At 73.7% G+C, this 21,912-nt stretch carries 20 protein-coding genes and 1 pseudogene; 7 read left to right on the top strand and 14 right to left on the bottom strand.

What is annotated here, in order from left to right:
- Positions 1 to 97: pseudogene (locus tag ACFY4B_RS12720) on the top strand (ABC transporter ATP-binding protein); the annotation flags it as partial.
- A gap of 62 nt (positions 98 to 159) precedes the next feature.
- Complete coding sequence (locus ACFY4B_RS12715; RefSeq protein WP_387967649.1) at positions 160 to 2,721, top strand: ABC transporter permease; 2,562 nt, start codon at positions 160 to 162, stop codon at positions 2,719 to 2,721.
- A 139-nt stretch (positions 2,722 to 2,860) separates the two neighbouring features.
- On the opposite strand, the gene ACFY4B_RS12710 is transcribed toward ACFY4B_RS12715, so the two are convergent.
- The 5 genes from ACFY4B_RS12710 to ACFY4B_RS12690 form a co-directional block, all read right to left on the bottom strand.
- Entirely contained in the window at positions 2,861 to 3,472 is a 612-nt protein-coding gene (locus tag ACFY4B_RS12710; RefSeq protein ID WP_158077734.1) for a DUF4232 domain-containing protein, read from the bottom strand.
- A gap of 252 nt (positions 3,473 to 3,724) precedes the next feature.
- On the bottom strand, positions 3,725 to 4,573 hold the full coding sequence (gene efeU / locus ACFY4B_RS12705; RefSeq protein ID WP_387824206.1) for an iron uptake transporter permease EfeU: 849 nt from the start codon (positions 4,571 to 4,573) through the stop codon (positions 3,725 to 3,727).
- Between the two features lie 48 nt (positions 4,574 to 4,621).
- Positions 4,622 to 5,923 (bottom strand): iron uptake transporter deferrochelatase/peroxidase subunit, encoded by a 1,302-nt coding sequence (gene efeB, locus ACFY4B_RS12700; RefSeq protein ID WP_049655800.1) that lies wholly within the window; start codon positions 5,921 to 5,923, stop codon positions 4,622 to 4,624.
- 114 nt (positions 5,924 to 6,037) lie between these two features.
- Complete coding sequence (efeO, locus tag ACFY4B_RS12695) at positions 6,038 to 7,186, bottom strand: iron uptake system protein EfeO (RefSeq protein ID WP_387967647.1); 1,149 nt, start codon at positions 7,184 to 7,186, stop codon at positions 6,038 to 6,040.
- 194 nt (positions 7,187 to 7,380) lie between these two features.
- A complete protein-coding gene (locus ACFY4B_RS12690) occupies positions 7,381 to 8,205 on the bottom strand; it encodes an ABC transporter ATP-binding protein (protein ID WP_049655803.1) in 825 nt (274 codons plus the stop codon).
- A gap of 202 nt (positions 8,206 to 8,407) precedes the next feature.
- On the opposite strand from ACFY4B_RS12690, the gene ACFY4B_RS12685 reads away from it, so the two are divergent.
- The gene (locus ACFY4B_RS12685; protein ID WP_387967644.1) at positions 8,408 to 10,507 is read left to right on the top strand and encodes an AMP-binding protein; all 2,100 of its coding nucleotides are present in this window, start codon (positions 8,408 to 8,410) and stop codon (positions 10,505 to 10,507) included.
- Positions 10,508 to 10,582: 75 nt separating this feature from the next.
- Here ACFY4B_RS12685 and ACFY4B_RS12680 read toward each other — a convergent pair whose 3' ends face one another.
- Positions 10,583 to 11,911: a hypothetical protein gene (locus ACFY4B_RS12680; RefSeq protein WP_387967642.1), complete on the bottom strand. Its 1,329-nt coding sequence runs from the start codon at positions 11,909 to 11,911 to the stop codon at positions 10,583 to 10,585.
- 100 nt (positions 11,912 to 12,011) lie between these two features.
- Positions 12,012 to 12,413, bottom strand: coding sequence for a GNAT family N-acetyltransferase (locus tag ACFY4B_RS12675; protein WP_049659195.1), 402 nt, complete (start codon positions 12,411 to 12,413; stop codon positions 12,012 to 12,014).
- 159 nt (positions 12,414 to 12,572) lie between these two features.
- On the opposite strand from ACFY4B_RS12675, the gene ACFY4B_RS12670 reads away from it, so the two are divergent.
- Positions 12,573 to 14,165 (top strand): M4 family metallopeptidase, encoded by a 1,593-nt coding sequence (locus ACFY4B_RS12670; RefSeq protein WP_053112463.1) that lies wholly within the window; start codon positions 12,573 to 12,575, stop codon positions 14,163 to 14,165.
- 10 nt (positions 14,166 to 14,175) lie between these two features.
- Here ACFY4B_RS12670 and ACFY4B_RS12665 read toward each other — a convergent pair whose 3' ends face one another.
- The 3 genes from ACFY4B_RS12665 to ACFY4B_RS12655 are packed head-to-tail and all read right to left on the bottom strand — an operon-like array spanning position 14,176 to position 16,528.
- Entirely contained in the window at positions 14,176 to 15,198 is a 1,023-nt protein-coding gene (locus tag ACFY4B_RS12665; protein ID WP_387967640.1) for a hypothetical protein, read from the bottom strand.
- 15 nt (positions 15,199 to 15,213) lie between these two features.
- Positions 15,214 to 15,609, bottom strand: coding sequence for a hypothetical protein (locus ACFY4B_RS12660; protein WP_387967639.1), 396 nt, complete (start codon positions 15,607 to 15,609; stop codon positions 15,214 to 15,216).
- A 10-nt stretch (positions 15,610 to 15,619) separates the two neighbouring features.
- Positions 15,620 to 16,528 carry a glycerophosphodiester phosphodiesterase gene (locus ACFY4B_RS12655; RefSeq protein ID WP_387967637.1) on the bottom strand — a complete coding sequence of 303 codons (909 nt, stop codon included), beginning with the start codon at positions 16,526 to 16,528 and terminating at the stop codon, positions 15,620 to 15,622.
- Between the two features lie 181 nt (positions 16,529 to 16,709).
- Here ACFY4B_RS12655 and ACFY4B_RS12650 point away from each other — a divergent pair, with 181 nt between their 5' ends.
- The 3 genes from ACFY4B_RS12650 (at position 16,710) to ACFY4B_RS12640 (ending at position 19,041) form a co-directional block, all read left to right on the top strand.
- Positions 16,710 to 17,663 (top strand): oxidoreductase, encoded by a 954-nt coding sequence (locus ACFY4B_RS12650; RefSeq protein WP_387967635.1) that lies wholly within the window; start codon positions 16,710 to 16,712, stop codon positions 17,661 to 17,663.
- Between the two features lie 75 nt (positions 17,664 to 17,738).
- Complete coding sequence (locus ACFY4B_RS12645) at positions 17,739 to 18,368, top strand: histidine phosphatase family protein (protein ID WP_387967633.1); 630 nt, start codon at positions 17,739 to 17,741, stop codon at positions 18,366 to 18,368.
- A 76-nt stretch (positions 18,369 to 18,444) separates the two neighbouring features.
- Positions 18,445 to 19,041, top strand: a complete 597-nt coding sequence (locus ACFY4B_RS12640; RefSeq protein WP_387967631.1) for a TetR/AcrR family transcriptional regulator — start codon at positions 18,445 to 18,447, stop codon at positions 19,039 to 19,041.
- A 63-nt stretch (positions 19,042 to 19,104) separates the two neighbouring features.
- Here ACFY4B_RS12640 and pqqE read toward each other — a convergent pair whose 3' ends face one another.
- The 4 genes from pqqE to pqqB are packed head-to-tail and all read right to left on the bottom strand — an operon-like array spanning position 19,105 to position 21,876.
- Complete coding sequence (gene pqqE / locus ACFY4B_RS12635; RefSeq protein WP_387967629.1) at positions 19,105 to 20,172, bottom strand: pyrroloquinoline quinone biosynthesis protein PqqE; 1,068 nt, start codon at positions 20,170 to 20,172, stop codon at positions 19,105 to 19,107.
- Positions 20,160 to 20,399, bottom strand: a complete 240-nt coding sequence (gene pqqD, locus ACFY4B_RS12630) for a pyrroloquinoline quinone biosynthesis peptide chaperone PqqD (RefSeq protein WP_049654686.1) — start codon at positions 20,397 to 20,399, stop codon at positions 20,160 to 20,162. The genes pqqE and pqqD overlap by 13 nt, the downstream gene beginning before the upstream one ends.
- Positions 20,396 to 21,070 (bottom strand): pyrroloquinoline-quinone synthase PqqC, encoded by a 675-nt coding sequence (pqqC, locus tag ACFY4B_RS12625; RefSeq protein ID WP_049654684.1) that lies wholly within the window; start codon positions 21,068 to 21,070, stop codon positions 20,396 to 20,398. Before pqqC ends, pqqD begins: the two co-directional genes overlap by 4 nt.
- On the bottom strand, positions 21,064 to 21,876 hold the full coding sequence (gene pqqB / locus ACFY4B_RS12620) for a pyrroloquinoline quinone biosynthesis protein PqqB (RefSeq protein WP_117486598.1): 813 nt from the start codon (positions 21,874 to 21,876) through the stop codon (positions 21,064 to 21,066). The genes pqqC and pqqB overlap by 7 nt, the downstream gene beginning before the upstream one ends.
- Positions 21,877 to 21,912 lie beyond the last annotated feature (36 nt).

Raw genomic sequence — 21,912 nt, 5'->3', positions numbered from 1 at the left:
CGCCGACGGCCGCATCGTCGACGAACTCCACCAGCCCACCGCCGACACCGTCCTGGACCGCATGCGCCGCTTCGACGCCAAGGGCCGCACCAGCTGATCCGGCCCACCGAGGCCCGAAGCCACCCGTCCCCCGAGTACCCCCAGGACTGACACTCCCTCATGTTCCGCACCGCACTGCGCAATGTGCTCGCCCACAAGGGCCGGCTGCTGATGACGGTACTGGCCGTCATGCTCGGCACCGCCTTCGTGTCCGGCACGCTGGTCTTCTCCGACACCTTCGGCAACGCGCTGAGGACCCAGAACTCCAAGAGCTACACCGACGTCGCCGTCACGGTCGCCGACCGCGAGGCCCGCAACCTCAGCGACGACGACGGCGGCCGGATCGCCGGCCCGACCCTCACCGAGGAGACCCGTGCCAAGGTCGCCGCGGTGCCCGGCGTCGCCGAGGTCCGCGGCGTGGTCAGCGGCTTCGCCGGCATCGCCGACACCAAGGGCGCGCTGATCGGCAACGGCTTCTCCACCACCGGCACCAACTACGTGCCGGGCGCCGACGGCACCGACCCGCGCTACCCGCTGGTCGAGGGCCGCGGCCCGAAGGACGCCACCGAGATCGCGCTGGACCGCAAGACCGCCGACAAGGGCGGCTACAAGGTCGGCGACACCGTCCGGGTCGCGGTCAACGGCCCGGTGATGAAGCTCAAGCTCACCGGCACCCTGACCACCAACGACCCGCGCGTGGTGGCCGGCGGCTCGCTCGCCGCCTTCGACACCGCCACCGCCCAGCAGCTCTACCTGACCCCGGGCCGCTACGCCGAGCTGGACGTCAGGTCCAAGCCGGGCACCGACGACGCCGCGCTGCTCACCGCCGTCAAGCAGGCCGTCCCGCAGGGCGACTCCATCGAGGCGAAGACCGGCCGCGAACTCGCCGCCGAGCAGGACGAGATGATCAGGAAGGGCACCACCGTCCTGACCACCGTCCTGATGGGCTTCGCGGGCATCGCGCTGTTCGTCGGCATCTTCATCATCGCCAACACCTTCACCATGCTGGTCGCCCAGCGCACCAAGGAGCTGGCGCTGCTGCGCGCCGTCGGCGCCACCCGCCGCCAGATCACCCGCTCGGTGCTGATCGAGGCCGTGCTGGTCGGCCTGACCGCCGCGGTGACCGGTCTGCTGGCGGGCATCGGCATCGCCGCCGGACTCAAGTCGCTGCTCAACGGCCCGATGGACGCCAACCTGCCGGACGGCCCGCTGATCATCGCCCCGACCACGGTGGCCACCGCGCTCGCGGTCGGCGTGCTGGTGACGGTGCTGGCCGCCTGGCTGCCCGCCCGCCGGGCCTCCCGGATCGCCCCGGTGGCGGCGATGAGCTCGGCCGAGCAGCCCGCGACCCAGAAGGGCCTGCGGATCCGCAACACCATCGGCCTGCTGTTCTCCCTGGCCGGCCTCGCCGCGCTGGCCGGCGGTGTGGCCGGCAAGGAGGTCAAGCTGGTCGGCCTCGGCGCCGGCACGCTGCTGATCGGCGTGTTCGTGCTGACCCCGCTGCTGTCCCGGCCGCTGATCGCGCTGTTCGCCCCGCTGCTGCGCGCCGTGTACGGCGCCCCGGGCAAGCTGGCCCAGGAGAACGCGGTCCGCAACCCGCGCCGCACCGCCGCGACCGCCTCGGCGCTGACCATCGGCGTCACCCTGATCACCTCGCTGACGGTGATCGGCGCCTCGGTGAACCAGGCCGTGGACAAGGCCGCCGAGACCGACCTCAAGGCCGACTACACGGTCGCGATGCAGAACTTCTCGAAGCTCTCCCCCGAGGTCGCCGCCCAGATCGCCAAGGCACCCGGCGTCAGCGTGATCAGCGCCGAGCGCAGCGTCACCGTCAAGACGGGGCAGAACGGCGAGGACAGCGAGTGGATGACCGCGGTGGACGCCGCGACCATCGACCAGGTGGCCACCGTCAAGGTCAAGGAGGGCTCCCCGGACGCCCTCAAGCAGGGCAGGCTGCTGGTCAGTTCGGGCCGCGCCGAGCGCGCCGGCTACAAGGTCGGCGACACCCTCGCCGTCACCTACCCGGACGGCGCCAAGGGCTCGCTGACCGTCGGCGGCATCCTGGAGGCCAACACCGCGCTGGCCTCGGTCATCGTCCCGGAGGCCGTGGTCGCCCCGCACCTGGCACCCGCCACCGGCCTGGAGAAGGTCCTGGTCAAGGGCACCAACGGCGCGACCGAGGAGCTGAAGCAGGCGCTGCGCGACGCGACCGGCGGCAACCCGCTGATCGCGGTCAAGGGCGCGAAGGAGATCAAGGCGGAGAACCGCCAGATGATCACCGGCATCCTGAACATGATGTACGGGCTGCTCGGCATGTCCGTGGTCATCGCGGTGCTCGGCGTGGTCAACACCATGGCGATGTCGGTGTTCGAGCGCCGCCGGGAGATCGGCATGCTGCGGGCGATCGGCCTGGACCGGCTCGGCATCCGCCGGATGGTCCGGCTGGAGTCGCTGCTGATCGCGCTGTTCGGCGGGCTGGTGGGTGTCGGACTCGGCATCCTGGTCGCCTGGGCGGGTGTGCGCACGCTGGCGGACAGCCTCAAGGACATCACCACCGTGGTGCCGCCGGTGCAGACCGTCGGCTTCCTGCTCGCGGCCGCCGTGATCGGCCTGCTGGCCGCGCTCTGGCCGGCCCACCGGGCGGCGAAGCTGGACATCCTGGACTCGATCAAGAGCCAGTAGTCCGGGCCCGGAACGGACGGAGCCCCCGGGGCGGTTCGGAAGAACCGGCCCGGGGGCTCCGTCGTGTCATCAGGCGAGCATCATCAGGTGGACATCGTCAACCGGACAGCATCAGGTGAACCGGATCGGGTGAACCGGATCAGTTGAACAGCACCTTCTCGTTGTTCGGCTGCAGGGTGCCGGTGGTCAGCCCGGCGGCCGAGACCAGCAGCTGGCCGGCCGGCTTGCCGTCGGTGCCCAGCACCTCGGCGTTGACCGCCGTGGTCTCGTCCGGCGCGGTGACCTGGAGGCCGGTGAGCACGTGGCAGGTCGCGTCCGACTTGTCGCAGGCGCTCCACTTGAGGCCCGCGTAGCCGGACTTGTTGGGCTTCAGGGTGACCAGCACCGCGGGCCCGGGGTGCGACTCGCGGTTGGCCGCCAGCGCGTCCGCGCTGTTGTCGGCCTTCAGTCCGCCGAAGCCCGGGTAGCCGTACAGGGTGCAGTTGTGGCTGCTCTTGTTCTTGATCGTCAGCATCGCCGAGCCCGCGCCCTTGAGCTGCACGGTGGCGGTGATGTCGTCGCTCTTGCAGCGCGAACCGGCCGCCTGGCCGGCCATCGGGTCACCCGGGACGGTGGCCCCGGCGGCGCTCGCCTTCGGGTCGCCCGGCTTGTCGTCGGTGTACTTCACGTCGTCGCACGCGGTCAGCAACACGGTCGCCGCGAGGGCGGCGACACCGGCGGCGACTAACCTGGCAGGCCTGCGAACGGTCATGTTCCCCCCATGTGTGGGTAATGGCATGGTGCTGTCACCCTAAGTACGAAGGTGGTGGCGCAACGGTTCCACTGGGACTGCAGTTTGTCAGAGCTGACCGTTTTCGTCGTCTTCCTGACTGGTTCCGACCGCTCCTGGCGAGAACTGGCTCCGCTCATACGAAACCGCCCCGACCGGCGGGTGCCGGACGGGGCGGTACGGGTGGAGCGGGGTGGAGCGGGTGCTACGGGTGGAACAGGCCGAACGGCCGGATCAGGCGGCCGGCTTGGCGGCCACCGGCTGGGCGGGCTTCTTGCTCCTGCCGCCGCCGAGGACGTTGAAGAACACCGCCAGGGTCGGGACCAGGTAGAGCAGCCAGACCACCAGCTGCAGCACCGTCGGGTCCGGCTGGAAGTTGAACACGCCCTTCAGCAGGGTGCCGTACCAGCTGTCCTTGGGGATGGTGCTGGAGATGTCGAAGGCCGTGTTGTGCAGGCCGGGCAGCCAGCCGGCCTCCTGGAGGTCGTGCACGCCGTAGGCGAGGACGCCGGCCGCGACCACGACCAGCATCGCGCCGGTCCAGGTGAAGAACTTGGCCAGGTTGATCTTCAGCGCGCCCCGGTAGAACAGCCAGCCGAGCACCACCGAGGTGAGCAGGCCGAGCGCGGCGCCGATCAGCGGGTTCCAGCCGTCGCCGGTGGCCTGGACGGCGGTCCAGATGAACAGGGACGTCTCCAGGCCCTCGCGGCCGACGGCCAGGAAGGCGGTGACCACCAGGGCGGTGGTGCCCATCGCGATCGCCGCGTCCAGCTTGCCGTGCAGCTCGGTCTTCAGGTGCCGGGCGGTGCGCCGCATCCAGAAGACCATCCAGGTCACCAGGCCGACCGAGATGATCGACAGCGAGCCGCCGAGCGCCTCCTGGGCCTCGAAGGTGAGCTGCGAGGAGCCGAACTGGAGCACCGCGCCGAAGGCCATGGAGAGTGCCACGGCCGAGCCGACGCCGATCCACACCGGCGGCAGCCGGTCCTTGCGGCCGGTCTTGACCAGGTAGGCGATCAGGATGCAGACGACCAGGCTGGCTTCGAGGCCTTCGCGCAGGCCGATCAGGTAGTTGCCGAACACGCGGGCTCCTGGGGGGTGTCGAGATGGTACGGGAGAACAGGAGGGGTGTCAGCCGAAGAGGGCCTGGCCCCACCACTCCCCCGGCTTGCGCACGCCCGCCGGGCAGGCGAAGTGGGCGGAGCCGACGTGCTGGATGTACTCGTTGAGCTTGTCGCTCGCCGCGAGCTTCTGCTGGAGCGGGACGAAGGCCTTGCGGGTGTCGCGCTGGTAGGCGAGGAAGAACAGCCCGGCGTCCAGGCGGCCGAGACCGTCGGTGCCGTCGGTGAAGGAGAAGCCGCGGCGCAGGATCATCAGGCCGCTGTTGGCGTCCGGGTGGGCGAGGGCGACGTGCGAGGTCGCGGGCATCGCCGCGAGGTCCGGCGCGTCGTGCTCCTTGCCCTTGCCGTACGGGGCGCCCTCGCCCTTGGTGCGGCCGAAGGTGTCCTCCTGGTCCTTCAGCGAGGCGCGGTCCCAGGTCTCGATGTGCATCCGGATCCGCCGGGCGACCAGGTAGGAGCCGCCGGTCATCCACTCCGGGCCGTCGCCGGGGGCGGCCCAGACGTGGTCGGCCAGCTTCGCGCCGTCGGTGCCCGCGATGTTGTGGGTGCCGTCCTTGAACCCCATCAGGTTGCGCGGGGTCTGCTCGTCCGGGGTGGTCGAGGAGGTCTTGCCGAAGCCGAGCTGCGACCAGCGGATGTTGACGGTGCCCATGCCGATCCGGGCCAGGTTGCGGATCGCGTGCACGGCGACCTGCGGGTCGTCGGCACAGGCCTGGACGCAGAGGTCGCCGCCGCTGCGGGTCGGATCGAGCTTGTCGCCCTTGAAGTTCGGCAGGTCGATCAGGCCCTCGGGGCGCTTGGCCTGGAGGCCGAAGCGGTCGACGCCGTCCTTCTCGAACAGGCTCGGCCCGAAGCCGATGGTCAGGGTGAGCCGGGAGGCGGGCAGGCCGAGGGCCTCGCCGGTGTCGTCCGGCGGCGCCTCCGGCGAGCCGGGCACCGCGCCGGTGCCGACCTCGCGGCCGCCGGTCATCGCGGCGGCCGCCTTGGTCCACTCCTTGAGCAGCTTGACCAGGGACTCCCGGGTGGCCTTCTCGGAGACGTCGAAGGCGGCGAAGTGCAGCCGGTCCTGGACCGGGGTGGAGATGCCCGCCTGGTGCTCGCCGTAGAACGGCACCTCGGCGCCGACGGGGGCGGCGACCGGGACGGCGTCGTCCTGCCGGGTGGCCGCGGCGACCGAGCCGACGGCGGCGGCGCCGAGCGCGACGCCCGCGCCGGCCCAGCCGATGACGGCGCGTCGGCTGACCGCGCCCCTGGTCCCGGTGGCGTCGGCGGCGGCCGGCGTCCCGTTCTGCTGCTCGTTCTCCGCGTCCATCGGCGGGCGGGCCCTTCTACTGTGCTGGACTTCTGCGCTGACCCGCGGAGGCCGTGGGGCCCGGATCGCGGGCCGCCACGGCGTCGGCGGAGTACTTCGGGGTGGGGTGGCCGGTTACTTGACGACCACGGCGGCGGCCAGCTTCGACAGCGGCTCGCCCAGCGAGTTGACCGCGTCGGAGAAGGCCTTGCGCTCGGCCTCGGTGACCTTGTCGTAGGAGGTGAAGGTGCCGTCGGCCTGCTTGTACTTGGCCAGCAGGGTGTTGATGGCGGCGAACTCGGAGTCCAGCGTCTTGGCCAGCTCCGCGTCCTTCTCGGAGGCGACCGGCTTCAGCAGCTCGTAGGCCTTCTGCGCGCCCTCGACGTTGGCCTGGAAGTCGGCCAGGTCGGTGTGGCTGTAGCGGTCCTCCTCACCGGTGATCTTGTTGGTGGCGACCTCGTCCAGCAGCTCCTTGGCGCCGTTGGCCATGCTGGTCGCGGTGATCTCCGCCTCGGGGATCTTCTTCTGCCAGTCCTTGAGGTCGGCGACCAGCTGGTCGGCGAGCTTCTTCTCGTCGTCGCCGATCTTCGCGTCGGCCCAGAGCGACTTCTCCAGCTTGTGCCAGCCGGTCCAGGCCTGGCCCGGCTCCAGCTTGTCCTCGCGGGTGTCGGTCTTCGGGTCGACGTCGCCGAAGCTCTCGGCGACCGGCTCGGTGCGCTCCCAGCCGGTGCGCGAGGGCGCGTACAGCGACTTGGCCTTCTCCAGGTCGTCCGCCTTGATCGCGGCGGCGAAGGCCTCGACGGCCGGGATGGTGGCGTCGGCCTGCTCCTGGGCGTACTTCCGGTAGGAGTCGACGGCGGCGGCCAGGCGCGGGTCGGCCGGCGCGGCGCTGCCGCCCTCGCCGGTGACGGTGATCTTCTGGCGGATGCCGTTGCCGACCATGCCGGGCTTGCAGGCGATCTCGTACGAGCCGGCCTTGATCTCGGCGTTGATGCTCGCCTTGGTGCCGGGGCCGATGTTCTCGCGCTCGGTGACGATCTTGTCGCCGTCGCCGTAGACGTAGACCTCGGTGGTCTTGGAGCCCTTGTTGCTGATGTCCAGGACGACGTGGCCGGCCGGGAAGGTGGTCTTGGAGACCTCGCAGGCGGTGTCGGTCGCGTTCACCTTGACCGCGTCGGAGCCGCCGGCCTTGTCGTCCTTCTTGGACGCGCAGCCGGCCAGGGCTGCGGTCGCCACGGCGAGGGTGAGCAGCGCGGCTGCGGTGGAACGGCGACGGGCGGACATGCGGGCTCCAACGGGAAAGGGCATGGGTGTGCCAAGGCAGTGCGGCCGGCCGGGGACCAGCAGACCATCATTAGCTAAGGCATACCTTACGTAAAGACGATTTTCCGTCTACACCCACCCCCTGAACCGTTACCGTCCCGGTGTCCGGCGGGCGGCCGTCCTGCCCGGCAGGCCGCCACCGTCCCGGCCGGCGGCTACCGTCCCGGTGTCCGGCGGGCCGCGGCCCGGGCCGTCCAGCGGCCCTCGTGCCGGCTGATCCGGATCGGGTGGCCGAAGGTCTCGCTGATCAGCTCCGTGGTCATCACCTCGTCCACCGGCCCGGCCGCCACACACTCGCCGCCGCGCAGCAGCAGGGCGTGGGTGGTGCTCTCCGGCAGCTCCTCCAGGTGGTGGGTGACCAGCACGCTGGCCAGCTCCGGGTGCTGGTGGCGCAGCAGGTCCAGGCTGTCCAGCAGCAGCTCCCGGGCGGTCAGGTCGAGCCCGGTGGCGGGCTCGTCGAGCAGCAGCAGCCGGGGACTGGGCATCAGCGCGCGGGCGATCAGGGCCCGGCCGCGCTCGCCCTGGGAGAGCGTCGTCCACGCGGCCTCGGCCATCGCGCGCATGCCGAGCGTGTCGATCAGCTGCTCGGCCCGCTCCAGCGCCTCCGGGGCCGGCTTGCGGTGGAACTCCGGCTCGATCGTGTTGGTGTAGCCGGTGAGCACCACCTCGCGCACGCTCAGCGGCGAGCGCAGCGGGTGGCGCGGGTTGACGTGCCCGAGGTGGGCGCGCAGCTCGCGGACGTCCACCCGGCCGAGCCGGCGGCCGAGCACGTCCACCTCGCCGCGGGTGGGGTGGGAGACGGCGCCGAGCAGCGCGAGCAGGGTGGACTTGCCGGCGCCGTTGGGGCCGAGCAGCGCCCAGTGCTCGCCGGGCCGGATCTCCAGGGTGATCCCGCGCAGCAGGTGGCGGCCGTCGCGCACGACGTCCACGTCGCGGGTGCGCAGCACCGGCCCGGCGAAGTCGGGGGCGGATGAGTTCATGGGACTCCGATCACGGTGCCGGGCAGGGTGCGGGCGGGGCGCCGCACGGGACGGTCCGGCGCCGTCCGTCCGCGTGCAGAGTACAACCGTCGAGTCGCGGGAGGTCGGGGCGTCCGAGGGGTGGACGCGCCAGAACCCTGTCGCCCGGCGGGAGTTGGGAGGAGGATGGTGCCCTTTCCGAGGGGGGACGAGGGGGGACTCGATGACCGCGGACGGGGAACGGGCCGCCGGCACGCTGCATGGGCTGGTCGAGGAACGGGCCCGCCGGGCGCCGGCCGCGGTGGCCGTGCGCTGCGGCGGGCAGGAGCTCACGTACGGGGAGCTGGTGGAGCGGGCCGGGCGGCTGGCCGCCGTGCTGGCGGAGCACGGCCTGGCCCCGGGCGGCCGGGCGGCGGTCGCGCTGGGCCGGGGCACCGAGGTGTACGTGGCGCTGCTGGCCGTGCTGACGGCGGGCGCGGCGTTCGTGCCGCTGGAGCCCACCGCGCCGGACGCGCTGCTGCGGCACGTGCTGGCGGACGCCGCACCGGACGTGGTGGTCACCGAGGAGCGCCACCGGGTCCGGCTGGCGGACGCTGGCGGGGCGCCGCTGGTCTGCGTCGACACGGCCGCCCCCGCGCGGGCCCCCTTCGAGCCGCCCGAGGTCACCGCCGCCGACCTCGCCTGCGTCTTCTACACCTCCGGCTCCACCGGCCTGCCCCTCGGCGCGCTGATCGAGCACCGCAACCTGCTGGCCGCGTACGAGGGCTGGCGCGAGGTGTACGGGCTCACCGCCGAGGACCGGATCCTGCAGACCGCGAGCCTGGAGTTCGACGTCTTCACCGCCGACTGGGTCCGGGCCCTCGGCACCGGCGCGACCCTGGTCGTCACCCCGTTCAACCTCACCCTGGACCGCGCCGCCGACCTCGGCGCGCTGCCCGCCCTGGTCGCCGCCGAGCGGATCACCGTCCTGGAGCTGAACGTCCGCACCGCGCGCCGGCTGACCGCCCTGCTGACGCGGACCGGCGGCAGGCTGCCCGGGGTGCGGCTGCTCACCGTGGGCGCCGAGAAGTGGTACCTGGACGAGCAGTTGGGCCTGCAGCGGCTGCTCGGCGGGGAGGCGAGGGTGCTGAACGTCTACGGGCTGGCCGAGGCCACCGTGGACAGCACCTGGTTCGACGCCCGGGGCACCGCGGCCGCCGAGGGCGCCGAACGGGTCTCGCTGGTCGGCCGGCCCTTCCCCGGCACCCGCGTGTACGTGCTGGGCCCGAACGGCACCCCCGCCAAGCAGGGCATGACGGGGGAGGTCGCGATCGCCGGCGCCGGCCTGGCCCGCGGCTACCTGAACCGGCCGGCGGACACCGCCCGCCGCTTCGTCCGCGCGGACTTCGACCCGGACGGCCGGGTGCTGCTGACCGGCGACCTCGGGGTGCTGCGGGCGGACGGCGTGCTGGAGTTCACCGCCCGGGCCGCGACCGTGGTCGGCCCGCTCGGCGCGGAGCGGCCGACCGGCGTGCTGGCGCGGGTGCGGGCGGCGGTCCACGCGGAGGGCGCGCTGCGCGGGCACCCGGCGGTGCGGGAGGCGGCCGTCGTCTACGTGGAGCCGGTACCGGGGCGGCGGCGGCTGGTCGGCTACGCGGTGACCGATCCGGCCGTGTACGGGGCGGACGGCTGGTCGCTCTCCCAGTACCTGGAGAGGAAGCTCAGGGGCCGCCCGGTGCCCGCCGCCGTCGTCACACTGCGCGAGCTGCCGCGCACCCGGGCGGGCAAGCTGGACCGCGCGGCACTGCCGCTGCCGGCCCCGCCGGAGCACGCCGCCCCGCGCTCCGCCAAGGCGGGCGGGCGGAGCGGCGGCAAGGGCGGCGGCAAGGCCGGGGGCCGGCGTTCCGGGGACGCGGGCTTCACCGGCGGCTGCGCGGCGGTGGTCTGCGTCCTGGTGTTCGCCTTCGCGGCCTGGGCGATGACCTTCGCGCTCTTCCCCGGCTCGACCGACCTCACGGGAGTCCCCTCCCCGTACCGCGGCTTCTTCCAGCTGCTGTACCTCTGCGAGAACCTGGCCTTCGGCGCCGGGATCGTCTACCTCACCATCGGTTTCGAGGCCGTCCTGCGGCTGGGCAGGCCGTTCGGGCTGTCGGTGCTGACCCATCTGGCGATCGCCTGGCTGCTGGTCAACTGGTGGCCGCAGGACAACCTCTACCGGCTCACCAGGGCCACCGACTGGCCGCGCGAGACGGCGATGGTGTTCGCGTTCAACGTCCCGCTGATGCTCGCGGCGCTGGTGCTGGTGCGCTTCGTGCTCTGGCGGCCGCCGGCCGGGAAGGAGTGACGGGACCCCGGCGGCGGCTCAGGCGGGTCCGACCCCGCCGGCGGCTGCTCAGGCGCGCCCGACGTCGCCGGCGGCTCAGCGCAGCGCCTCGAACATCCGGGCCAGCCCGTGGTTCGCGGCGGCGACCAGCGCCTCGGCCGCGTCCAGCGACTCGGTGTCCGGCCCGGCCAGGGCGAGGCCGACGAAGGGCTCCGGCTCGCGGGAGGCGGTCGGGATCAGCGGCAGCAGGGTGACGCCGAGCCGGGCGCAGCGCGGCCGCAGCCGTTCCAGGTGGTCGTGCAGCGCGGCCTGGTCGAGCCGGGCGCCGAGCGGCATCGCGTCCAGGGTGCGGACCAGGTGGCCGGGGCCGCACACCGCGTCAAGGCGGGCGCGCAGCATGAGGGCGACGGCCGGCCCGGTGAGCCGCAGGTTGATCTCGGTGGGGGCGAGCCGGCGCTCCCGGTCGGTGACGAAGTCGACGTCGTACCAGCCCCGGTAGCCCTCGGCGGCCAGCCGCTCCCCCACCGCCACGGCGAACCGGCGGGCGGTGTCGGCGGCGTCCCTCGGCACCGCGCCGGGGCCGACGGTGACGCCCTGGTAGCGGGTGCCGGCCACCTCCATGGCGCCCGCGCCGACCGGGTGGACGGTACCGTCCGGGCCGACCAGGGCGTCCTGGGTGAGGTCGCGGAGCCGGGCGGACGGGCCGGCGTCGACGTACTCCTCCAGCAGCAACTCCCCGTCGGTGGGCAGGAGTTCGGTGCGGACCAGGCGCCGCAGCAGGGCCCGGCCGCCGCCCGCGGCGAACAGTTCGGCGGGCTCCACCACGACGGTGCCGTAGCCGCCGACGCCGTACGGGCTCTTCAGCACCGTGGTCAGGCCCCGGACGGCGCGGGCGGTCAGCCGGCGGGCCGCCCGGCGCCGGCCGCCCGGGCGCTCCTGGTGCGGCACCCGGATGCCGGGGTGCCCGGGGGCGAGGGCGGTGAACAGGTCGTGCGCGGCGGCCTTGGACTCGTAGCGGCGGACGGCGGCCAGCTCGGGCCCCTCGCCCTGCGCGGCCGTCCGGCCCCACCCCACCACCGGACGGCCGGAGTCGGCGATCCGGGCCGCCAGGGCGGGACGGTCCGCGAGGGCCTCGGCCACCGTGCGGTCCGGTGCCACGCCGCCGTGCACCTCGACCGGGCCCCAGGCCAACTCCCGGGCCAGCCAGTCGGTCCACTCCGGGGCGACCTCGGCGGGCAGCACCAGCAGCGCCGGTTCGGGGCTGTAGCAGGCGGCCAGGCAGGCGTAGTGGTGGGCGTGCCGCAGCCGTCGCAGGCGCTGCGCAGGATCCATGCCGGGGGCGAAGAACTGCGCGTTGAAGTCCGCGACGTCGCCCACGTGGACCGCCGCCCGGCCGCCGGTCCAGGCCCCCACCCATCCGTCCATGGGGCGGAAGCGTAGAGCCTCGGCGGGCCGGCCGCCCAGTGTCGGAGCACCGGAGGTCCGGCGGCCCGATGTCGGAGCATCGGAGGCCGGCGGCAAGGTGTCAGAGCGCCAGCAGCCCGGCGTCGGTGGGGCGCAGGCCGCAGGCGTCGAGGTAGAAGGGGCGCAGGTGCGGCTCGAAGTCGACGTGCAGCCAGGCGCAGCCGGCCGCGCGGGCGCCGTCGGCGGCCTCCGCGACCAGCCGGGTGGCGACGCCCTGCCGTCGGGTGTCCGGGGAGACCGCGGTGTCGAGCAGGAAGGCGTGGGCGCCGCCGTCCCAGGCGAGGTTGACGAAGCCGAGCAGGGCGCCGTCGGCGGTGCGGCGGGCGGTGACCCAGCCGAGGCTGTGCCGTTCCAGCCGGGCGAGCCGGCCGCCGGGTTCCACGGGGTGGCCGAAGGCCTCGGCGTGCAGGGCGTCGAGTTCGGGATCGGTGAGCGGGCCGCGCCACAGGTAGTCGATCGTCACGACGGCACTGTAGAGCCCTTGTTAACTTCCGATCATTTTTTATCGACCAAGGACACGACTTGGCAAAGTTATGACCTTTCCTCTAGCTCAATCTGACTGACCCCCGTCAATCTCGGTCGCAGCTCCTTTCCCTGCACAGCTACCCCCACTGGAGTCCGAGTGATCCCCACGTCCTCCTCCCGCCGTGCCCGCGTGGCCGCGGCCTTCGTGGTCGTCGCCGCCCTCGCCGGCGCCACCGTCCCGGCCGCCACCGCCTCCGCCGCCCCCGGCATGCGCGAGGCCGCGATATCCCAGGCCCGCGCCAACGTCGCCCACAACGCGGGGGTGTTCGGCTTCGGCGCCGGCCAGGACCTCGTGCTCAAGGACGTCGTGGTCGACGCCGACGGTGCCACCCACGTCCGCTTCGACCGGACCTTCCAGGGCCTGCCGGTGGTCGGCGGCGACCTGGTCGTCCACCAGGACGCCAAGGGCCGCCTCAAGGACTCCTCCCGCGCGGCCGCCCACGACGCCGCCGTGAAGTCGACCGTCCCCAAGGTGACCGCGCAGTCCGGCGCGGCCGGCGCGCTGGCCGCCGCCCCGGGCGTCAAGGACGCCGTCAGCAGCCCCGAGCTGGTCGTCTGGGCCGCCGACGGCACCCCCCGGCTGGCCTGGCGCACCACCGTCGAGGGCACCGGCGAGCACGGCCAGCCAGCAGGCAAGGTGGTCGTCACCGACGCCACCACGGGCGAGCAGATCGAGTCCTACGACGCCGAGCACCAGGCGGCCGGCACCGGGAACTCCGAGTACACCGGCACGGTCACCATCGACACCACCGCCGCGAACGGCGGCTACACCCTGACCGACCCGGTCCGCGGCCACGTCACCAAGGACGCCAACAACGTCGCCGCGAGCTCGCTCAAGGCCTCCTCCGGCACCGCGATCACCAGCACCACCAACGTCTGGGGCGACGGAAAGAAGTTCTCCTCCGACCGCACCACCGCCGCCGTCGACGCCCACGCCAACACCGCCTGGACGTACGACTACTACAAGAACGTCCACGGCCGCAGCGGCATCAAGAACGACGGCAAGGGCGCCACCGTCTTCGTCCACGTCGGCACCAACTGGGACAACGCCCAGTGGTCCGACACCTGCTTCTGCATGATGACCGGCGACGGCGACGGCACCACCGACCCGGAGCAGGTGGACCTCGACACCATGGGCCACGAGATGACCCACGGCGTCACCAGCGCCACCGCCAACCTGCGCTACAGCGGCGAGTCCGGCGGCCTCAACGAGTCCACCAGCGACATCTTCGGCACCATGGTCGAGTGGTACGCCAACAACAGCGTCGACAAGGGCGACTACCTGTTCAGCGACCAGTCCACCCCGCCGTGGCTGCGCCGCTTCGACAAGCCCTCGCTGGACGGCCGCTCGGCCGACTGCTGGAGCAGCGGCGTCGGCAAGCTCGACGTCCACTACTCCTCGGGCGTCGGCAACCACTGGTTCTACCTGGCCAGCGAGGGCAGCGGCACCAAGACCGTCAACGGCGTCACCTACACCAGCCCGACCTGCAACAACTCCACGCTGGCCGGTATCGGCAACGCCAAGGTCGCCAAGATCTGGTACCGCGCGCTGACCGTCTACATGACCTCCACCACCACCTACAAGGGCGCCCGCTCCGCCTCCCTGAACGCGGCCCGCGACCTGTACGGCGCCGGCAGCGCCGAGTACAACGCGGTCGCGGCGGCCTGGAGCGGCGTCAACGTCAACTGACGTACGGTGCCTAGTGGTCGAAGCCCACGTGGCAGTGGTCGTGGTGGGTGTCGTCGGTGAAGAACTGGTTGCCGACGCCGCCCGGGACCGCCACCGGGCCGCCCACGTTGTACGAACCGGCGGCGGCCGCGTCCCGCATGAAGGACTCGACCAGCTGCCGGGACGTACCCGGGTCCACCACCGCCAGGCCGTCGATCCGCCAGACGTCGAAGGCCCGGCCCAGCGGATGGTCGCTGGGCCGGGTCGTCCCGAAGACGTCCAGCGGGTGGCCGGTCCGCACCACGCTCACCGAGAGCGTGTACGGGCCGGCCAGCCGCAGCATCGCCTCCAGCACGCTGTCGTGGACCGTGCCGCCGCGCAGGTCGGCGGCGGCCTCCGGCGGCAGCTCGATCCGGGGCTCGGCCAGCACCCGGGCCACCGCGGGCGACGGCGCGGCGGCCGCCGGGCCCGCGACCCCCGGACGCAGGTCGGTGACGGTCCAGCGCGGCTCGGCCCGGCCCAGCCGGACGTCCACCGTGGTGCCGCCCTCGGCCACCGAGCCGTCCGGGCCGCGGGTCCACTGGCGGCACACCACCAGCACGCTCGCCGAGTCGTCGAGGATGCCGCCGTACTGGGCGACCACCACCTCCAGGCTCGCCTCCGACGCCGCCGGGGCCAACGGACCGGCGGCATCGGCCAGCGCGGGCGGCAGGCCGAGCGCCGCCACCCGGGCCCGGGCCGCCTCCACCCCCTGCCCGCCGGGCGGCCAGGCGCCGAGCGCGGCGACCAGCTCGACGGCGCGGCGCTTGACGTCGGGCTGGATCTCGCCGGGGCCGGGCTGCCAGAGGGGCGGGCGGGGCAGCGGGGTGGGCGTGGGTGTCTCGGTCAGCGTTCCGGCCGGTGTCGCGGGCGTCGTCGCGCTCGGACTCGGCCCGGCCGCCCCCGGCCTGCTCCCGCCCGTGCACCCCGCCGCACCCAGCGCCAGCGCCGCCGCCGCGCCCGCCCGCAGCACCCCGCGCCGGTCCGGGCCCCGGCCGCCGTCTGCACCCGTCATGCCGTCAGTATGCGGCTACGGCAGCTCCGGGGGCCGCAGGCCGTAGCGGCCCTCCTCGGTCCGCACGATCCATTCGGGCTCGCCGAGCTTCGCCCGCAGCAGCGCCATCGGGTACCTCAGCTCGTGGGGGTGGAGCGACGCGTCGTAGACCTTCCACAGGATCGTGTCCGGCGCGTGCACGCCCTCGCCCAGCTCGATCAGGCCGCGCAGCAGCTTGACGTCCGAGCGGCGGAGCCGGACCTCACGGCCGTCCACGGTGACGACCTGGGTGTCCAGGTCGATGACGAGGCGCCCGTCGAAGGCGGTCAGCGAGCCCTGCGGCTCCAGGACCACGCCGAGGTGCCGGCGGATCCAGTCCGCCCCGGCCTGTTCGTCCACCGGCCGGGCGCCCGCCGCGTTCTCCTGCTCCACGCCCGGCAGCCTAACCGGCGGCGCCCCGCGCCGACCAGGCCGCGCTCCAACCGGCCAGCTCGGCCGGGCGGTTGGTGATGATCCCGTCCACGCCCGCCGCCGCGAGCACCTGCCAGCGGGCGGGCCGGTCGACCGTCCAGACATTCACCGCCACCCCGGCGGCGTGCAGCTCCCCGACCACGCCGGGGCGGGCGGACAGCGCGTCGTCCGCGAGGTTGTAGGCGGCCAGGCCGAGGTCGCGGGCGGTGGCGACCGGGTCGGCGTCCAGGGTGGAGCGCAGCAGGCCGAGCGGCAGCTCGGGAGCCAGCTCGCGGGCGTACCGCAGGGCGTCCACCTCGAAGCTCTGGACGAGGACCCGGTCGGCCATGCCGTGGTCGCGCACCTCCTGGACGATCCGGGCGACCTCGTCGCGGCTGTGCGGGCCCTTGATCTCCAGCAGCAGGCTGCCGCCGCGGGTGCGCAGGTCCTCCAGCTGGGCGGCCAGGGTCGGCAGCCGGGTGCCCGCGTACGCGGGGGCGAACCAGGAGCCGGCGTCCAGCGCGTCCAGCTGGGCGGCGGTCAGCTCGCGGATCCGGCCGGTGCCGTCGGTGGTGCGGTCCACCGTGTCGTCGTGCAGCACGTACGGGACGCCGTCCCTGCTGGGCTGGACGTCGTCCTCGATCCACTCGGCGCCGGCCCGGCGGGCCACCTCGTCGGAGACCAGGGTGTTCTCGGGCGCGGCGGAGGAGGCGCCGCGGTGCGCGTACACGGTCGGCGGCGCACCGGTCGGGCGCATCGGGGCGGCGGACGGTCGTGCCGGTGCCCCGGTGAGCGCGACGGCGCCGAGGGCGGCCCCGAGCAGCGCGGCGACGAGGACGGCCCGTCGGGTGTAGGGGTGCCGGGGGTGCCGGGGGTGCCGGGGGTGCCGTTGGGGTGTCATGTCCCGCACGCTACGGTCGGCGGGACGCGCCCTCTCCGCCGACACCGGTGTGCCCGGCCGACATGACGACGGACGGCGGAACGCCCGGCCACCCCTCCCCCAACGCGGCCACCGCCCCCATCCTCATGGACATGTTCGAATCACTGGCGGTCAGGCCGGTTCAGTAGCGATCATGACCGGCATGACGTCCGACAGCACCGCCGCCACCCCCGCCACCACCGCAGCCGCCGCCGGCACCTGGAAGCTCGGCGACCGCACCGTCCACCGGATCGGCTTCGGCACGATGCGCCTGCCGCAGACCGGCCCGGCACTCGTCCCGCACGCCGTCCCGCGCGACCGTGAGCAGGCGCTGCGGGTGCTGCGCCGCGCGGTCGAGCTGGGCGTCAACCACATCGACACGGCGGCCTTCTACTTCTCCCCGCTGCGCTCCGCCAACGAGCTGATCAACCGGGCGCTCGCGCCGTACGCCGACGACCTGGTGATCGCCACCAAGGTCGGCCCCGGCCGCGGCATCGACGGCGAGTGGGTCGAGCACGCCCGCACCCCCGCGCGGCTGCGCGCCCAGGTCGAGCAGAACCTGCGCCAGCTCGGCCGCGACCACCTCGACCTGGTGAACCTGCGCATCCTCGGCACCGGCTCGGTCGCCGAACGCTTCGGCGCGCTGGCCGAGTTGCGCGAGGCCGGGCTGATCCGGCAGCTGGGCCTGTCCAACGTCCACCCGCACCAGCTCGCCGAGGCTCAGGCCATCGCGCCGGTGGTCTGCGTGCAGAACCCGTACGGCATCGGCGCCACGCCGGAGCAGGACGAGCTGCTGCGGATCTGCGGGGAGCAGGGCATCGCCTTCGTCCCCTTCTACGCGATCGCCGGGGCCGGACGGCAGGACGGCGCCGGGGAAGCCGAGCCCGCCCAGGTCCGGGCGGTGGCCGAGGCACGCGGGGCGAGCACCGCCCAGGTCCGGCTGGCCTGGACGCTGCACCGCGGCCCGCACGTGCTGGCCATCCCGGGCACCGGTGACGTGGCGCACCTGGAGGAGAACGTCGCCGCCGGGGCGCTGCGGCTGTCGGCGGAGGAGCTGGCGCTGCTGGACGAGGCCCACGCGGGCCGGGCCCACGCGGACGCGGCCCCCACGGGCTGAGTCGGAACCGGGCGCGGCCCCCGGTGTGTCACTCGGGACGACATGATCTTCGTCCCTCCCGAGGAGTCCCACGGCATGACCGACACCGCCACCCGCTACCTCTACCTGGCCCGCCACGGCGAGGCCGAGTCCCACGGCGACCACAGCGGACTCACCGCCGCCGGGCGCCGGCAGGCCGCGCTGCTGGGCCGGCGGCTGGCCGGCCGCCCGGTCTCGGCGCTGCACCACGGCCCGCTGCCCCGGGCGGCCGAGACCGCGCGGCTGGTCGCGGAGCAGCTGACCGGCGTGCGGCCGGAACCCTGTGAGGAGGCCGGGGACTTCGTTCCGTACGTGCCCGCTCGGGACGAACTGCCCGACGACAGCGCGCGGTTCCTGCTGGACTTCCTCGGGGGCACCACGGCGGCGGAGCGGGAGGAGGGCGCGGTGCTGGCGCGGCGGGCCGTCGAACGGTTCACCGGGCCGGTGCCGGGCCGCGAGGAGCGGCACGAACTGGTCGTCACCCACGCCTTCCTGGTCGGCTGGCTGGTCCGGCAGGCCCTGGACGCCCCGGCCTGGCGGTGGCTCGGTGTCAACGCCGCCAACGCGGCGATGACCGTCCTGCGCTACACGCCCGGACGGCCGCCCGCCGTCCTGCTGCTGAACGACCAGGGCCACCTGCCGGAGGAGCTGCACTGGACCGGCTACCCACCCCAGTACCGCTTCTGACGATCGGTCAACTATTGCTCAAGAGAGGCTCGAAGGCCCGTCGACACGAATATGCAGACCGGTCTACTATCGCCGCATGGGAGTCAAGGGTGAGGAGACCCGGGCCCGGCTGATCGCCGGCACCAGGGAACTGATCGAGGCGCAGGGCTACTTCGGGACGGGACTCAACCGGATCGTCGCCGCCACCGGCGCCCCGCGCGGCTCGCTCTACTTCCACTTCCCCGGCGGCAAGGACCAGTTGGTGGCCGCCGCGCTCACCCAGGCCGGCCAGGAGGTCGAGGCGCTGCTCGCCTCCCTGGCCGGCGAGGGCGCCGGCACCGTCACCCTCGCCGGGCGGCTGATCGACGCCTTCGCCGAACGGCTGGAGCGCTCCCGGTACACCAGCGGCTGCCCGATCGCCACCGTCGCCCTGGAGGTGGCCGGCACCAACGAGGCGCTGCGGGCGCTCTGCGCCGAGCTGTACGCGGGCTGGCAGCGGATCCTGGCCGACCGGCTGGAGGGCGAGGGCTACGGCCCGGCGGAGGCCCGGGTCGCCGCCGGACAGACCCTCGCCCTGGTGGAGGGCGCCGTCCTGCTCGCCTCCGTCCGGCGCGGCCCCGAACCGCTGGACCACGCCCGGCAGGCCGTCCGGCGGCTGCTCGGCGCCACGCAGGACCACGCAGGCACCACCTGAACCCGAACACCGGACGGGCGACGGGCCGGCCGGACCGGGGAGGACGGCCTGCGGAGCGGAGCCTCAGCGGCCGGCCGGATCCCGGTAGACGAGGTCCCCGTCCTGCCGGGCGGCGAGCTCCGTGATCAGGCCGTGGTCGGGCGACAGCGCGCACGCGGGATCGGTCCGCCCCGGGTCGCCGGTGAGGGCGAAGGCCTGGCAGCGGCAGCCGCCGAAGTCGACCTCCCGGAGGGCGCAGGAGGCGCAGGGCTCGGGCAGCCAGTCGGTGCCGCGGTAGGCCCGGAAGGCCGACGACTCGGACCAGATCCAGGCGAGGGCGTGGTCGCGGACGTTCGGCAGGTCCAGTGGGAGGTCGTAGGCGGCGGGGCAGGGCAGGACCCGGCCGTCGGGGGCGACGGTCAGGGAGACCGCGCCCCAGCCGCCCATGCAGGGCTTCGCGACGCCGTCGAAGTAGTCGGGGACGACCCAGACGAGTTCGACGCCGGTCCGCCGCCGTCGGCGCTCGACGGCCTCCCGGGCGCGGGCCAGCTGGTCCCGGGTGGGCATGAGGGCGGCCCGGTTGGCCAGCCCCCAGCCGTAGAACTGCGTGTTGGCGAGTTCGATGCGCACCGCGCCCCAGGCGATGCCGAGGTCCACGATCGCGTCGATGTCGTCGAGGTTCAGGCGGTGCAGGACGACGTTGAGGCCCAGCGGCAGTCCGGCCTCGCGGACCAGCGCGGCGGCACGCTCCTTCGCCGCGAACGACCGCCGTCCGGCGATCAGCTCGGAGGAGGCGGCGTCGGCGCCCTGGACGGAGAGCTGGACGCTGGGCAGCCCGGCCGCGGTCAGCGCGGCCAGCCGCCCCCGGGTCAGGCCGAGTCCGCTGGTGACGAGCTGGGCGTAGATCCCGGCGCGGTCGGCCCCCGCGACGATCTCGGTCAGGTCGCGCCGCAACAGCGGTTCGCCGCCCGACAGGTGGACGTGCGCGACCCCGAGCTCACCGGCCTGCGTCAGCACGTCCAGCCACTGATCTGTCGTCAGTTCTGCTCTGCGGGCGGTGAGTTCGATCGGGTTGGAGCAGTACGGGCAGCGCAGGGGGCAGCCGTGGGTGAGTTCGGCCAGCATGGCCCAGGGCGGGTTCACCGCAGCCATCCCCGCTCCTTCAGGTCGTCGAGGAAGACCACGACGTCGTCGGCCCCCTCGGCCGGGAACTCGGTGGTGATCTCCGGTACGGTCCGGGTGCCGTCGCACAGTCCGACGATCGCGGCCGCCTCGGCACTGAGGACGACGATGCGCTCCGGGACGACCAGCAGCGTGCTGTTCCGCACCGGGCAGTGGCGCAGCCGCGCGTAGCCGCTCAGGGCCGGTCGCCAGGTCACGCCGGGGCCCGTTCGACGGCGTCGAGGAGGGTCCACAGCAGCTCGCACTTGTAGGAGAGCGCCGCGATGGCGGCCTCCTGCTCGGCCCGGGTGCGGGCCCAGGACAGCACCAGGGACAGCGCCTCGTCGCTGTCCCGGCGGCCCTGGCCGACGCGGGTCCTGAAGTAGGCGAGGCCCACGGGCTCGATCCAGGTGTAGTGGCGCTCGAAGGCGGCGATCCGGGTGGCCATCAGGTCCGGCGCGAACAGTTCGGTCAACGAGGCGGCCACGGCTTCCAGGGGCGTGCCGTGGCGGCAGAGGTTGACGTAGCCGTCGACGGCGAGCCGCACTCCGGGCAGCACCCCGCGGCCCGAGAGCAGGTCGGCGCGGTCGAGCCCGGCCGCCTCGCCGAGCCGCAGCCAGCGCTCGATGCCGCCTTCGTCGCCGTCGCCGCCGTCGTGGTCGGTGATCCGGCGGATCCACAGCCGGCGCAGGGCGGGGTCCTCCAGCTTGGCGAGGATCAGCGCGTCCTTGACCGGGATGTGCCGCTGGTAGTGGAAGCGGTTGAGGATCCAGGTGCGCAGCTCCTCCGGCAGCAGGAGCCCCTGGTGCATCCTCAGGTTGAAGGGGTGCCGGTGGTGGTAGCGGCGCTCGGGCACGGCCCTGAGCTCGCTCTCGAAGGTCGTCACCATGTGAGGACCGCTCCTTCCGCGGCCACCCCGAGGCCCCGGTCCGCCAGCTCCTCGTGGAGGGGGGAGTCCGGGTCGACGAGCGGGTTGGTGTTGTTCAGGTGGGTGTAGAGGCACCGGGCGGACAGGGCGGCGAGCCGGTCGCGGGTGGCGAGCACGGGCAGGTGGCCCATCCCGGTGGCGGACTTCGTGGAGAACCCGGCGGTGCGCGGCTCCTCGTCGTCCCAGAAGGTGCCGTCGACCAGGACCAGGTCGGCGTCCTCGCCGAAGCCGTCGGTCCAGACGCCGGTCGACGGCGCGTAGAGCAGTCCGCCCACCCGCAGGGCGCTCACCCAGTCCCCGTCGCAGGCGTCCCGGGCGTAGCGGGGGCGCTTGCCGGAGAGCGGTTCGAGCGCGACGCCGTCGAAGTCCCGCCAGCGCAGGCGGGTGTAGGGCGCGAGGACCTCGCCGAGGCCGAGTCCCTTGTGCACGGCGTCCCGGACCGCGTCGGTCGCCATGACCTCCAGTTCGTCGGCCTCGCGCAGCCGCGCCAGGCCGAGCGTGTGGTCGAGTTCGGCGTCCGTGAGGATCACGCCGGACAGCCGGGTGCGCCGGCCCTCGGGGTGCAGCCAGGGGCAGCGCTCGATCTGTTCGGCGATGTCCGGTGTGGCGTTCACGAGGTACACCCGGCCGGGCTCGGTCTCCACGGCGACGGACGCGTGCAGCCGCCGGCGCGACGGAACCGCGCGTGCCCCGGCACAGCCGGGGCACGCACAGTTCCACTGCGGGACACCGCCGCCGGCTGCCGTACCGAGTACGTGCAGTCGCACAGCGCTTCCTCCCTCTTCGAGTGGTGGTCCTACCGG

Origin of the sequence: Kitasatospora sp. NPDC001261 (genome assembly GCF_042896795.1) — a bacterium.
Taxonomy (GTDB): Bacteria; Actinomycetota; Actinomycetes; order Streptomycetales; family Streptomycetaceae; genus Kitasatospora.
The sequence above is the reverse complement of the archived record's forward strand: the minus strand, read 5'-3'. Positions and strand labels throughout refer to the sequence as shown.